The sequence below is a fragment of the Agarivorans sp. TSD2052 genome, from assembly GCF_023238625.1.
In the GTDB taxonomy this organism is placed as follows: Bacteria; Pseudomonadota; Gammaproteobacteria; order Enterobacterales; family Celerinatantimonadaceae; genus Agarivorans.
This window is the reverse complement of sequence record NZ_CP096670.1, coordinates 2,553,511-2,566,228: the sequence shown is the minus strand read 5'-3', so window position 1 is coordinate 2,566,228 and position 12,718 is coordinate 2,553,511. Positions and strand designations below refer to the sequence as shown.

The 12,718-nt window shown below is 44.2% G+C and carries 11 protein-coding genes and 1 pseudogene; 6 read left to right on the top strand and 6 right to left on the bottom strand.

The genetic code is table 11. The features are described 5' to 3' along the window. The first annotated feature begins 68 nt into the window (after positions 1-68). The 3 genes from M0C34_RS11625 to M0C34_RS11615 all read left to right on the top strand — a co-directional run bounded on the left by M0C34_RS11625 (position 69) and on the right by M0C34_RS11615 (position 2,254). Complete coding sequence (locus tag M0C34_RS11625; RefSeq protein ID WP_248711850.1) at positions 69-248, top strand: hypothetical protein; 180 nt, start codon at positions 69-71, stop codon at positions 246-248. Between the two features lie 9 nt (positions 249-257). Then, the gene (locus M0C34_RS11620) at positions 258-1,463 is read left to right on the top strand and encodes an MFS transporter (protein ID WP_248711849.1); all 1,206 of its coding nucleotides are present in this window, start codon (positions 258-260) and stop codon (positions 1,461-1,463) included. Positions 1,464-1,819: 356 nt separating this feature from the next. Then, positions 1,820-2,254 carry a universal stress protein gene (locus tag M0C34_RS11615; RefSeq protein WP_248711848.1) on the top strand — a complete coding sequence of 145 codons (435 nt, stop codon included), beginning with the start codon at positions 1,820-1,822 and terminating at the stop codon, positions 2,252-2,254. Between the two features lie 389 nt (positions 2,255-2,643). Here M0C34_RS11615 and M0C34_RS21310 read toward each other — a convergent pair whose 3' ends face one another. Further along, positions 2,644-2,862: a polysaccharide lyase family 7 protein gene (locus tag M0C34_RS21310; RefSeq protein ID WP_371923134.1), complete on the bottom strand. Its 219-nt coding sequence runs from the start codon at positions 2,860-2,862 to the stop codon at positions 2,644-2,646. A gap of 2 nt (positions 2,863-2,864) precedes the next feature. Continuing rightward, positions 2,865-3,038, bottom strand: a pseudogene (locus tag M0C34_RS21205) (hypothetical protein); the annotation flags it as partial. 407 nt (positions 3,039-3,445) lie between these two features. Between M0C34_RS21205 and M0C34_RS11605 the strand changes: the two are divergent. Continuing rightward, the gene (locus tag M0C34_RS11605; protein WP_248711847.1) at positions 3,446-4,201 is read left to right on the top strand and encodes a hypothetical protein; all 756 of its coding nucleotides are present in this window, start codon (positions 3,446-3,448) and stop codon (positions 4,199-4,201) included. 116 nt (positions 4,202-4,317) lie between these two features. Then, entirely contained in the window at positions 4,318-5,013 is a 696-nt protein-coding gene (locus M0C34_RS11600; protein WP_248711846.1) for a hypothetical protein, read from the top strand. A gap of 56 nt (positions 5,014-5,069) precedes the next feature. Here the strand turns inward: M0C34_RS11600 and yfcE are convergent, their stop codons facing one another. Then, entirely contained in the window at positions 5,070-5,615 is a 546-nt protein-coding gene (gene yfcE / locus M0C34_RS11595) for a phosphodiesterase (protein ID WP_248711845.1), read from the bottom strand. 497 nt (positions 5,616-6,112) lie between these two features. Between yfcE and M0C34_RS11590 the strand changes: the two genes are divergently transcribed. Then, positions 6,113-8,464 (top strand): CotH kinase family protein, encoded by a 2,352-nt coding sequence (locus tag M0C34_RS11590; protein ID WP_248711844.1) that lies wholly within the window; start codon positions 6,113-6,115, stop codon positions 8,462-8,464. Positions 8,465-8,772: 308 nt separating this feature from the next. Here the strand turns inward: M0C34_RS11590 and M0C34_RS11585 are convergent, their stop codons facing one another. The 3 genes from M0C34_RS11585 to M0C34_RS11575 form a co-directional block, all read right to left on the bottom strand. Continuing rightward, complete coding sequence (locus M0C34_RS11585; RefSeq protein WP_248711843.1) at positions 8,773-10,080, bottom strand: DUF4832 domain-containing protein; 1,308 nt, start codon at positions 10,078-10,080, stop codon at positions 8,773-8,775. A gap of 250 nt (positions 10,081-10,330) precedes the next feature. Continuing rightward, the gene (locus M0C34_RS11580) at positions 10,331-11,176 is read right to left on the bottom strand and encodes a hypothetical protein (protein ID WP_248711842.1); all 846 of its coding nucleotides are present in this window, start codon (positions 11,174-11,176) and stop codon (positions 10,331-10,333) included. Continuing rightward, positions 11,173-12,285: an LVIVD repeat-containing protein gene (locus tag M0C34_RS11575; protein ID WP_248711841.1), complete on the bottom strand. Its 1,113-nt coding sequence runs from the start codon at positions 12,283-12,285 to the stop codon at positions 11,173-11,175. Before M0C34_RS11575 ends, M0C34_RS11580 begins: the two co-directional genes overlap by 4 nt. Between the last annotated feature and the right edge of the window lie 433 nt (positions 12,286-12,718).

Sequence of the window (12,718 nt, the reverse complement as noted above, 5' to 3'; positions counted from 1 at the left end):
TATCGTCATTTGATTCGCCCTTGCCAATTATCTAGTATGCCGGCCCTTATTTCCCTTAGAAGTGCGGTATGTTTTCACAATCTATGTTTGGTGAGCTGCTCAGAATAACCCTTTTATTAGTTTTAAGCTTAAGCGCTGTACACCATTATCAACCCTTGTTAGACCTGCTTGCCGAGCAAGCAATAAATAGCGGCTGTCACCAGCAAACCGCAGAGTCAGCTAACCATGATTCTCACCACCATCATTAAGAGCATTGCATGAGTATTTTTCGTTTTCCAGTATTGGTTTGGCTTGGCATTGGGATACTAATTGTCAGTTTAGGGATCCGGCAATCGTTTGGTATTTTTATGATACCCATCTCTGAACACTTTCAAACCGGGCGAGAGCTGTTTAGTTTCACCATTGCACTGCAAAACTTACTATTTGGTGTATTTCAGCCTTTTGTCGGTATGGCATCAGATAGATGGGGAGCCAAACGGATCATCATTGTTGGAGCTATTGCCTACGCACTAGGCTTAGGCTTAACCTCTATCGCGACCACGCCAAGTATATTGTATTTATCCTTAGGCGCTTTGGTGGGGCTTGGATTGAGTGCCACCAGTTATGTCATCATCCTGGGGGCGGTGGCCAAGGTTGTACCCGCCGAGCATGCCAGTAAAGCTTTTGGCTTAACTACGGCAGCAGGTTCCTTTGGTATGTTTGCTATGATACCTGGCGCGCAAACCTTATTGCAGCAGTTTGACTGGCAAACTGCCATGCAGGTATTTGCCATGTTATGTGCTTTTATCGTGGCTTTTGTATTGTTTATGAAACCTGATAAGCCAGCAACGCCGCAAATACAGGTGACTGCTCAACAAACCTTAGCCGAAGCCTTAAAAGAAGCTTTTTCTCATCAAGGTTACTGGTTAATTCATGCCGGTTTTTTTGTTTGCGGTTTTCATGTCATGTTTATAGCTACCCATTTGCCTAGCTACTTAGCGGATAAAAATTTGCCTGTGTCTAGTGCCGCGATGGCGCTGGCCTATGTGGGGGTTTTCAATATTTTTGGCTCGTATTTTTGGGGCATGATGGGCGATAAATTTAATAAGCGTCATGTGATGTCAGCCTTATACTTTTTCCGTGCGTTAGTGATTGCCGGATTTGTTAGTTTACCGATTACAGAATACTCGGCTATTGCTTTCGGTGCAGCCATTGGTTTTTGCTGGTTAGGCACGGTGCCGTTGACCTCGGGCTTGGTTCGTCAGATATTTGGGGCGCGTTACCTCGCTACCTTGTATGGTTTGGTTTTCTTTACCCATCAAGTGGGCAGCTTTTTAGGGGCTTGGGTTGGCGGCAGAATTTACGATTATTATGGCTCTTATGAGCCAATTTGGTGGTCTACGGTGATATTGGCTTTATGTGCGGCCTTGATTCACTTTCCTATAAATGACCGCCCTGTAGCCCGCCTACAAGCTGCCATATAAGTATCGCTATTATCACTTAACGTCAATTAGCTTAGTTTAGTCATTTGGCTAAGCAAATTGACACTTACTCCGGGTTAACTAAGCGCTTACAGAATGAATGATATGACCCCAGGTGAAGCGTTCTCTTGCCGTATCGAAGTGCTAGGTAACACAATGACTATAACCATCCTGTGTGAAGGTATGTCAGACACTGCTCAAGTGATTGATATGAGAAAAAGTGGATACAATGTCGGTGGTAAATACTGACCCAAGTCAAACTGTTCTGAAAAAAACTAAAACTGGCGCAACAAGCAGATCTTTTATTGTTGGTTAGTACTAAACTTATAGTGATTAAATAAACAAACGAGGAGCACCTCATGAGCTATCGTCATATTTTAGTCGCCATTGATTTATCGCCGAATAGCAGGAAATTAATCGACAAAGCTATTTTGTTAGCTGACGCCCTACACGCAAAATTGTCGCTGATTTATGTTGATGAGACAGCCTATGATGCCGCTTTTAGTGGATTGATTGATCTCGACCTTGCGGCAATAGAGCCCTTGCATCCGAGCCTTAAAGAATTTGCCAACCAACTCAAAGCCCTTGTCTCAGACACTGACTACCCAATCGAAAACCAGTTGGTTATGCACGGGGATTTGAGTGTAAGTTTAGATAACACCATTAAGCACATTGAGGCTGATTTGATCGTTTGTGGTCACGAGCATAGTTTTTGGCATCGCTTAGCTTCTAAACATCATGAGTTGGTGAATAACGTGTCGGTAGACTTACTGGTTATCCCTTTAGATAAATAAATATTAATCGGGATAACGAACGCGAAACCGGCTAGCGATTAGCTTGTTGAGTATTTTGTCGCTCAAGAGAGAAGTGTTTTCTACTTTCTGCACGCAGAGGCTTTTGGCAGCACTACTAGCAGGCCGTAGCCTGCGAATAGTGCCACATTGGACTTACCCAGTACTAATGGTTGCCGTAAGAGGTTTTTAACTCATGGAAGCTAGTCTGGGTATCACCCGCTTCAATACCATTGTTATAGCATCCTGTGCCCCACACGGGGGGCTCTGTACCTTGGTAACGCTGTTAACAATAGTTTCTCGGTTTTCACTTTTACCTCGAATGAAGGTTAAGGTCATCGTGTCGCCTTTCACATCCACATCCACATCCTATGAGATAATTTCGCCCAAGCTTACTCCATTTTTAGGAGAGTCATCTTTTTGAGTGAGAGTGAAGTCACCCCAGACATTGTGCGAAATATCATAGCGTTTTTTTGGGCAGGATTAATTTTATAGTTCCAGAAAATAGACCCTTTGTCGTGGTTTGGCATTTTACGATAGTAGATCTTCAAGGGCTCATTTTTAGAGCCATGAATTTGCCCAATTACCGCAGAAAAAGTAGGGGTTAGCATCATTACCACTGGTGCTTACCCAGGTCTGGATGGGTATTGAGCACCCAATTATTACGTGGGTGTTTGTCGCCATACATCATGTTGCCTTTACGCACCATTTCGCTAAATTCACTGCGAGCGTTTTTACTGTTCTTGGTGGTTGGCGTGGTGTTTAAGGCTCTAAATAGCATCGCACCGTTTTCTGGGTCTGTTTAAAACCCTTGGTTGTTGCGAGGAAGCGGCTTCTCAATATTATTTAGGTCGTTTGCTACAATTTCTAATATCGGCCATTTCCCGGGCGGTTTGGGCTCTGGTAGGTTAATTTTCCAAGCAGTTAAGTTACTATTTTGAGATGGCGCTTTGCTAGGGGCTAGCTTAAACGGACCAAAGGTATCCGCCGCACCAACACTATTGGCTTACAACATAGCTGCGCAGCCACAGATTACATAATTAGCTAACAAAATGCCCCCCTTTAGTAGGAGTAGGGCGCTTACGTTATAGTTGTTGCCTAAGGCTAACTCTTTGCCCATTATCTATAAGTCGTCTATATCAGGTGATGAGCACAATAAATAAGTTCAAGCGTCAACTAAATTAGGAAATGTGAATGAAAGCCACCATGATGAGTACGTTGATAGGTGTCATGTTGTCTGCGCCTCTTATGGCTGACATTCCGACTGAAATAACCCTTGCTACAACGCATTGGGCCCCTTACACCTCAGGAGAGAGCCAACACAATCCAGGGATAGTGTCTGAATACCTCAGTGAGATCCTCGCGAAACATCAAATTACTTTAAGCACTGAGTACTACCCGTGGACGAGGGCAATAAAATTAGCCAATACAGATAGCCATATACATGGACTGCTTACCGCGGTTCATAAAGAAGCGCCAGAACTATTGTTTACGCAGACTCCAATCATGAACTATAAAATGAGCTTCTTTACGACGAGCGATTCTAATTGGCAGTTTACCGATAAAAACTCATTGCAAACGCTGCCTACGCCATTTGGTGTTATTGCAGGTTATGGATACGGAGAACCTATAGATAGCTTCATTAAGGATCCCAACAATCGTAATAGCATACACTCTATCAAAGGTGATAACCCGCAAGCGAGATTAATCAAAATGCTGGAATATCAGCGAGCGGCGGTCATTATTGAAGATGAGCGAGTGATTCAACGTTTTATTCAAGACAAATCCCATGTTCGTTTTGCCGGAACATTAAATCAATCACCCTTTTACCTTGCTTTTAAACCAACACTTAGTTGGGCGAAAGAAGTCATCCTCCTATTAGATAAAGAACTCGCCGCTCCCGAAAACCACCAACGCTTAGCAGAGATAACTGCTAAATATGTGCAATAAGTTGGCTAGGGATAACTAAGCCCAGCTAATTATCCATCTCGGTTATTATGTTATTGTTTTTTATATAAATAACTTCTGCTACACTGCGTTTTTTTCAATAAAGGAACGCAACGACAATGTGGATGTTGTTCAGCAAAATGCTCCAAAGGAAGGGGTCTATCAAGGTGTTTGTGGTTATTTGTATGCTACTGCCAAACCTTGCCAATGCCGAGCTAGGCTATGGGGACTACGCAAAAGAAAATAACTGGGATCTACTGTTAAGTTTAGGGGCTACCTATGGCGGTGATAATATCGCTGAAGCCTATTACCTTGATGAAAACTATAACGTTGTCGATGATGCGATTATTAAAGGTGGCGGCTTATTTAAAGCCAGCATCGGCGTTGACTGGCCGCTGGTGGATGACTTTCGCATTATCACAAGTGCGGGTTACCACGTAGATAGCCAATTTAGTTTTGCTAGTACTTCAAGCGGTAACCAAGGCATGTGGTTTACCCGTTTTGTTCTAGAAGCCTTACCTTACTACCAAATTAGCGATTCGTTTAAGCTAGGTGGCGGCCTCACCTATCATATGAGCAATAAAGTGGGAGGGCAGTTTATCGGCAGCGACCAAAAGTATTACGCTCGTTATGAGGATACGCTAGGTTACACCGGGTTTATCGGATATATGTTGGGCGAGTCTCGTTCATGGCTTGAGCTGCGCTACACCCATATTAAGTATGATTTAGAAACCGCACCTTTTCTTGAAAGTTTCTGTACATCTAACTGTGACGGCAGTCATGTAGGCTTGATTTTTCATTGGGCTATTTTGTAATTCAGTGGGTAACCCAATAAAAAAACCGCTGTTAAGGCGGTTTTTTATTGTTTCAATTATAGCAGCTCGCAGCTTAGCAATACCCCGTGGTCACTTAAGCGACATACCTGTAGTTGCTGTTCAGTGATCAGCGCATAGCTTGCTTGCCAAGATTGACGAGGCATAGAAACCGACCCGGGATTGAGCAAGAAATGCTTACTTACTTTGCTGGCTTGCGGAATATGGCTATGGCCACTCACCAATATGTCGCCCTCAGCCAAAGGCGGTAATTTCTCTGGGCCGTAGTTATGGCCATGACACAAAAACACTTTACGTTTTGCCATTAACAATTGGTTATAGTCTGCTAATAACGGAAAGTCACACAGCGCTTGGTCCACTTCGCTGTCACAGTTTCCTCTTACAGCAATGATACGCTCAGCAATGGCATTTAAATCCGCGGCTACCGCCAAAGGATCATAATGCTCGGGTACTGGATTTCTTGGCCCATGGTTAAGTACATCACCCAAACAAATCAAATGGGAAGCACCGCTATGTTCAAACGCTGCCAATGTGAGCCGTAAAGCTTGATGGTCGCCATGAATATCGGAACATATAAACAACATAGGGTTCTCCTCTGCGCCTAACAGCAGCAAGTTATAAATATCAGCGAGCCAAATGGGCATAGTAGCCCGAAGAGCAAAGTGGCTGATTTTATCGTGAAATAGCAAAATATACAGCAGTATTTCAATTCCTTGCCTGGTAACAATTACTGACCTTGCTGGCTTTCTACAGCAGCAGAATCTAAGTAGGTGTGAGTTAGGAGAGGCTAGGGGGAATTGGGTGTTTGCTTGACGTCAGCAGTCTGCAAATCTATTGAACTAAAAGAGACTGTTAACCGTCGGGGTATAGCAGCTTAATATCTTGATATTTGGGCCTTCGTTGTTAATGATTGATTTGTTATTATTTGTGACCTAAGGCCTATTTTTAGTCTTTATATGATGGCTCATACCGAGTGAGTTCAAGCCTTTAATAAAACCTTCACATTCACTTTTACTACTTGGGTACACTGCCGTATCGCATAGGGAAATTGCACAATCGTTTATATGATATGGAGTGATAAATGTTCAATAAATCAACGTTAAGCTTGGTAGCTTCTCCCCGCTTACTGGTGGCATTACCGGTATTGTTAGCGAGTTGCGGCGGCGGTGATGATCCTGCTCCTGCTCCCGAGCCACCCATAACATTCTTCGTATCAGGGGCTGTGACCGGCACTCCAGATTATGGTGTATTAATGGTATCGCTAAACGGCGGCCTACCAGAGCCTATTCAAATTGCCAGTGCTGGAGACTCTGCAGGCACATTTAGTTTTCCTGATCGCTTGTTTGAAGGTGCCAGTTATCAAGTAAGCCTAGCCGACTTGCCCCCCCGCATACACTGTGAAATTGAAAATGGCAGCGGTGTTGTACGTACTGATAACATTACGAACATTAGCGTTAATTGTACTCCCGTTGCGTTGGCGGCTGGTGAATTTACTTTATCTGGCAGTATCAATGGTTTAGCCAATAACACCAGCGTGCAACTAAGCCTAAATGGCGAAGAACAGTTAGTTGTCTCTCAAAATGGTCGTTTTATGTTTGAGACCACTATGCTTGACCTTCAAGGTTACCAAGTCGACATAGAACGAGATCCTGCTCGGCAAGAGTGTGAGATCGAAAACGGTGAGGGGCTTATAACTGCCAACGACGCCGCTGATATCATTATTTCATGTGAGCAAGATGGCTCTGCCGGTATTTTCGCCACCGATCGCTTGCATAATGTGCGCATCACTATGACAGCGCAAGAGTGGCTAGCCTTTGTGTTGGACACAGAGCGAGCCCGCTACACCAATGGTGATGCCCATGGTTGGGGCGCGTGGAATTTATGGACCCATAGTGAAGTGTATCGAGAAGTGACTTTTGAATATCTCGATGACAATGGCGATGTGATTGAGCAGCTCGATCATGTCGCCTTTAAAATGCGAGGTAATACTAGCCGCCAGTGGCCCGAAAAATGGTATCAACAAGATGATGAAAGCTGGACAGCCAAACCTAGCCGCTTCCACTTCTCACTGAAATTTGACGAAGAGTTTGATGATGACGAAAGTGTTTATGCCTGTATTGATGATGACGGCGAACCAGCGGCTGTAGACAATGCGCATTGTAGTATGCGTGTAGGGCGCGATATTCCCGACGTGCCAGACAATGATGGTCGCGAGTTTAATGATGTTGAAAAACTCTACTTCAAATTTAACAAAGATGACCCTAGTTATCAGCGTGAAATGCTCGCTCATGATCTATTGAATACCGCGGGCATCCCCACCAGCCGAATGGCGCATGCCAGCGTTGAATTAGTGCTCACCGGAGAGCAGGGCGACACCTTATATGGGCGGTCGTTGCCGCAACGCTACAATATGGGCGTATTTATGATGGATGAGCCGGTTGATAAGCCATATTTAAAGCGGTATTTCGGTGAAAATGGTTACCTATTTAAGGTAGGAGGCGGAGACTTGAGCAGCGCCGATGCTGCTAACCCAAACTGTACTCCCTACGAGGATGGCTCAGGCTACGTTAACAGCAATTTCTGTTTGATTGGTGTTGAGAAGTCAGATCCCGAAGATAGAGAAGATTGGTTGGGCAGTGACAACTTCCTTAATCCGGATTTTGTAAACAGTGATATTAACGACAACGGCGGTAATACCTCACAATTTGCCCCTTATCGGCCTACTTACGATATGAAGAGTAAGAAGAAATCGATTGCTGATGCCAGAGTTGAATTGCAAAACTTTATGCATTTTGTGCAAAGTGAACCAACGGTAGCAGAATTAGCCGAGCAATTTGATATTGATGGTTTTGTAAGAGCGCAAGCTGGTGACATTGTGGTGGGTGCGGTTGACCATTATGTGCGTGTAGCTAACAACTATTACCTTTACCTCAATCCAATAACAGAGAAGTGGACTTACCTCACCTATGACTACGACTTTACCTTCCGTGATAACCACCCTGACGCGTGGGGAAGTCATGTTGATGCGTTTAGAGATGTCGCCGGCAGTTATGTGTTCCCAGGCACGGGGAGCAGAGATTGGCGCAGCGAACGCTTACAAGGCGTAACCCCAATCCTTTGGGACATCGTGTTCGCCGATGATGTGTACAAGCGCCGCTTGTATCAGGAAATTAAACGCATCCTTGATACACAAATGGACTGGGATAGCCAACTGAAAGCGACGTTAGCATCGCGTCGAGAGATGATTGAATCTACCGTACTGGCTACTGATGCAGCAAACCCGCCAGGTTGTGAATTAATCTATGATAGCCGCGCGATTGATGCTGCAGCCAGCACTCCATTATGTGATTCTGGTGATGTATCGATGAAAGCGTTTATACAGCAAAAAGTAAGGGTATTGCGTAAGGAATTAGCCAAGCACGGTATCGAATAAAAACAATCTAAAGTAAAAGGGTCAGCTTATGGCCCTTTTGTTGCTCAAACGGGAGGGGGGAATTACGTCACTGCCTGTTTTTCGCTTAGTAAAGACGTTACTAGCGAACAATGTGACCCCTCTGTGATAGAAAGTTATGGCGATGAGAAAGGTTTCTATGACGTGAATATCACGGTAACGGGCTATCAGCAATAGGCAAAGCAGGGCATAGAAGTAAGCGTTGATATGTGTGGCTTAGTCACCGTTGAACTAGAGATACCACTTACAGCGCTATAAATATAAGCCTCATTGATCGTCAGTGCTGTAATTTATAACTTGAGCCATTCTCCCTCATATTCTTTATTGGCAAAGCGCAGGGCAGATCCGCCTTCCATAGGGTTTGGTATGCGTAAGCTAATTTGGGTTGCACGGCTATCAATTTTAATGTGCCACTCGACTGGTTTACCGGGAAGAATTTGCGATAGCTCCCAGTCTGGGTAAATCGTTTGCGTTTGGCCATTGGTTAACATGGTGCGGAGCTCTATAGGCCAGTTGTAATAAAAGGGTGCTACTCCACGGTTTTCAATCTTTAGTATTAGCTGGTCACCTTTACGGGTGACTGTAGATACATGAAGTTCATAGCCCATTTTTCTCACTTCAATCATCGCGCGTTTTTTGCGTTCTTCTCCGAGGGTAAACCTCTCTGCAAATAGCCCGGAGTCCATCAGCCAACTCACGTGTGTTTCAGAAACACATTGGGCGAAATTTTGTTGCTGCTTTATAGGCTGTTTGGTAAATATTGTCGGCCATAACTCAGGCCTTATCTCGCCCCCAATGGGGACTGTTTTCCACTTATTTGTCATCTGCGCTTGCTTTAATAAGGGGATGAAAAACCAGCCTTCAGAAGGGTTGCCTGTATCTAACGTACCCCAAGCAAAAGAGTCATCATGGTAACCTAGCTGGTTCGTTCTATTATCTGCGTATTGAGGGTTGTTTTCTCCAGCAGGGTAACGCAATAAAACAAAAGTATCTCGGAAGGCGCTTTCGTAAGATGTGATAATTTCTTGTTGTACTGATTTGCCAGCCCATAAGTCAGTTCGTGGATAAGTGTGCCATTCCCCCCAAAGTCCTAATATGCCCGCCGTTATAAAGGCAATTCGAGGGTCTCCATCGTATTTTTCCCCCATGGCGAAAATGAAATCACGTATCGCTTTACGTAGGCGCAGGTCGGCATAATTGGGCGTTATTACTGATTGCTGATTAGCCGTTTTCCAATGAGTGACGATTAGTCCTTCGTCTAATAGAAACTGGGGGATCGCTGTTGGTTTCCCTGGGTACTCCAAATGCACGCGGAAAATGGCCTGTTTACCGCGTTTCTTACTGTCATTGAGGCTTTGTTCAATCGCTTGCCAGTCAAAATTGCCCCAGCCTTTCATTATCTGCGCCATGCCTATATAACGAAATTCCATCGAATGCGGAAAACGTTCTTTTTTCCATTCATTTGCGTAAGGCACCAAGCCTTTGAGAGGATTATCAACGGGGGCTGCTTGGTATTCTAGGCTAGCCGCTTGGGTATTAAACACCACCAATAAGCTAACTGCCATAATTGCAATTTTTCTGGATAGCTTCAAGGTCATGGTAAACACTCCATGTTTGTTGGATACAAGGGTTAAATGTTGAACTGCTGGTGGATTGGCTGCTCACTGCTTAGTCGCATGTGATATAACAGAATACTACCAAGAGTGAAGCGGCGCAGTAGTTAATTGGATGGATATTGTTGAACGGGATAGTTAATCATTGACAGCGCCCTAATGGCTAACATGTAAGCGCGTATTTAGATGGCGAAGCCTCATTTAGCTTCGCCAAAATAAACACCCATGTATTTAGTTATAACGTAGGTATTTGGCTGATGATACTAACCCCCTCGTTACTGACTAACAGTTGGGTAACACCTGACTCACCAACCAGCATTAAACCTTGTTCTGTCGCCAGTACATCTTTACAGCTAAAAACATCGTTAAGCGTCTGCTTAACCAGCAAGTGACTAAATTCAGCCGCATCGTCAGGGTTCACCTCTAGTTGCAGGGCCACTAAGCCTTCTACAGCATCACACACGTAGAGCAGCCCTTCGCGATAAGCCAAGCCAATGGGTTCGGCTAGCTGTCTATACTCAGCTAGGGGTAAACTTGTGTGCCGTTCAAATTCGGCCCCTTCATCTATTTCCTGCTGAGTAGGAGGAACATAAGCCAAAATATCAGCAATGCTATCCACAAAAACGCCGTCTCTAATTGTTAACTCATCTTTATTACCATCACGGGTTGAATAATAAGCTAAGCCATCGTGAGCAACTACCGGGTCGAAAGCCCTTATGTGGTTTAAGTCTGCAATCCAAATGGGTCTGTCGGTAGCGACTTCGGCGGCGCGGTATATTGTTATTCCATTAGGCTTACCATGCAGTATATGGCTATCTTGGTAAACGTGCAGCGTTTCTACATTCCAACCATAACGGTTAACGAATTCAGTGCTTAGCGGCTCCTCCGAGTGAAGTACCGACACATCATTGTCAGCATTCACGGCGTGTAGATTTTGCTGAAACTCAACCAAGGCTGCTAATGAGCCGACTTGACCAGTTCCGGTATAAACGATAGTACCGCCTCCGCTAGTCTCAGAGCCGCAGCCGGCCAAAGCTAATGCGGTAGCTATAGTACTAAACCAACGTATAACCATGCTCATAACAAATCCTCCAAAGCCCAGAAGTAGAACGGTTTACCTTCAGCATTTTTGTAGCCAATTACCAAGCCGTATTCATGATCCAAACTAATTGCTTGGTATTCTTCTGTTGCTTCGTTAATTTGCGCGAATATTGTTCCTTGAGGGATTAGATTGTCATAGTAGGGACGCTCTAGTGCCAGCTCATCTGTGACCAAATTATTTAAGTCGTTGAGATCTATCATTACCAAATCAGTTAGTGCGGCTACTACGATCATACCTTTATGGATCAGTACGTCTGATGCACCAGTAACATGAATAAAACCTAAGTAAGCGGGGGTGCTACTATCGCTATTGTCAAACACATATACGCCGCGAAGCTCTGATACAACAAACATTAAATCCTGATGCAGATACAGCTTACCGGAGTGCTCCAAACCAACAAATTCTTGTATAGCGGCTCCACCGTCCACATAGCTTTGGGTTAGCGGGTTGGCGTTTTCAGCGCTAAAGCTAATGTGTCTGTTAGCACGAAAGCTCGCCCAATCCAAATACAGGGGTTCTACAGCGCAAATGGCTTGGCTTTGGTCTGGATAGGTACAAATTTCTCGGGATAGCTCGTCCACTGATTTATTCTCATAGCTGCCCAGCATCATGCTACTACCTACTAACACTGCCAGGGGGGCGGCAAAGCGTGTAGAGTTAACTTTGCTTGATATTGGAGCGTGATGACCACGTAACAAAACACAAGACACTAGCGTAGCTGCAAACAATGCTGCAACATCCATCCACTCGAAGTTTCCATAGCTGAGTACACCAAATTGGGTTGATGCTTGAAAAAATTCAAAGCCAAGATCAACAATCAGCCAAAATAATGGAATGGTAAGCCAGCGTTTTTTCTCGGTTCCTAGTAAACCAGCAGTGAAAAGACTCATCCCCAGAACATGTAAGAAGCTTGGAAACCATTCCGATGCATAGCGAGGCAGCTCGATTGGAGTCTCGAATAACTTTATCCATTGATAAGCGGGGATGGCATCAAATAATATTTGGGGTTCTCTGAAGTTGGCATAAAACAACATGCCAATCACTCCTGTGAATACTCCCCACCAAAACAAATTGGGGTTCTTTATCATCGTCACTTCCTTGTAAGCTAAATATTAAGAATGATTTTAACAATAAAAAAGGGGGGGTATAAACAATTGATTTTTATGTTGTTAACCATGCAGAATTAAATACGAAATCTGTGAATGAAAGCGCTATCAACATTATGCGCTATGAGTTTTTCGCTTTTGAAGGGGCGCAAATAAAGAGGGGCGGACATTTAGTGTAAAACCTGACAAGAATTGAGTTCAAATCTTCATTTGAATGTGTTCCGGCCTTTGTGTTCATTAATCATGGCTCGGTTGACTCGTTCTTCCACTTGCTGTTGAGTGACATCGTTAAGTGCAGTATTGGTAAAAAATCAGTGGCTAGCTGAGGTAAATATGTGCTTATTAATCGCTCGCTTTCCGCTTTGGGAAATCTAATATTTAACCAATAAACGTTGAGGTTCGGGCATAGCTTAAA

What these genes read in the sequence shown, in the direction of transcription:
- M0C34_RS11625 (WP_248711850.1), top strand. Translation starts at nt 69, where the DNA reads ATGTTTTCACAATCTATGTTTGGTGAGCTGCTCAGAATAACCCTTTTA.
- M0C34_RS11620 (WP_248711849.1), top strand. Translation starts at nt 258, where the DNA reads ATGAGTATTTTTCGTTTTCCAGTATTGGTTTGGCTTGGCATTGGGATA.
- M0C34_RS11615 (WP_248711848.1), top strand. Translation starts at nt 1,820, where the DNA reads ATGAGCTATCGTCATATTTTAGTCGCCATTGATTTATCGCCGAATAGC.
- M0C34_RS21310 (WP_371923134.1), bottom strand. Translation starts at nt 2,862, where the DNA reads ATGCTAACCCCTACTTTTTCTGCGGTAATTGGGCAAATTCATGGCTCT.
- M0C34_RS11605 (WP_248711847.1), top strand. Translation starts at nt 3,446, where the DNA reads ATGAAAGCCACCATGATGAGTACGTTGATAGGTGTCATGTTGTCTGCG.
- M0C34_RS11600 (WP_248711846.1), top strand. Translation starts at nt 4,318, where the DNA reads ATGTGGATGTTGTTCAGCAAAATGCTCCAAAGGAAGGGGTCTATCAAG.
- yfcE (WP_248711845.1), bottom strand. Translation starts at nt 5,615, where the DNA reads ATGTTGTTTATATGTTCCGATATTCATGGCGACCATCAAGCTTTACGG.
- M0C34_RS11590 (WP_248711844.1), top strand. Translation starts at nt 6,113, where the DNA reads ATGTTCAATAAATCAACGTTAAGCTTGGTAGCTTCTCCCCGCTTACTG.
- M0C34_RS11585 (WP_248711843.1), bottom strand. Translation starts at nt 10,080, where the DNA reads ATGACCTTGAAGCTATCCAGAAAAATTGCAATTATGGCAGTTAGCTTA.
- M0C34_RS11580 (WP_248711842.1), bottom strand. Translation starts at nt 11,176, where the DNA reads ATGAGCATGGTTATACGTTGGTTTAGTACTATAGCTACCGCATTAGCT.
- M0C34_RS11575 (WP_248711841.1), bottom strand. Translation starts at nt 12,285, where the DNA reads ATGATAAAGAACCCCAATTTGTTTTGGTGGGGAGTATTCACAGGAGTG.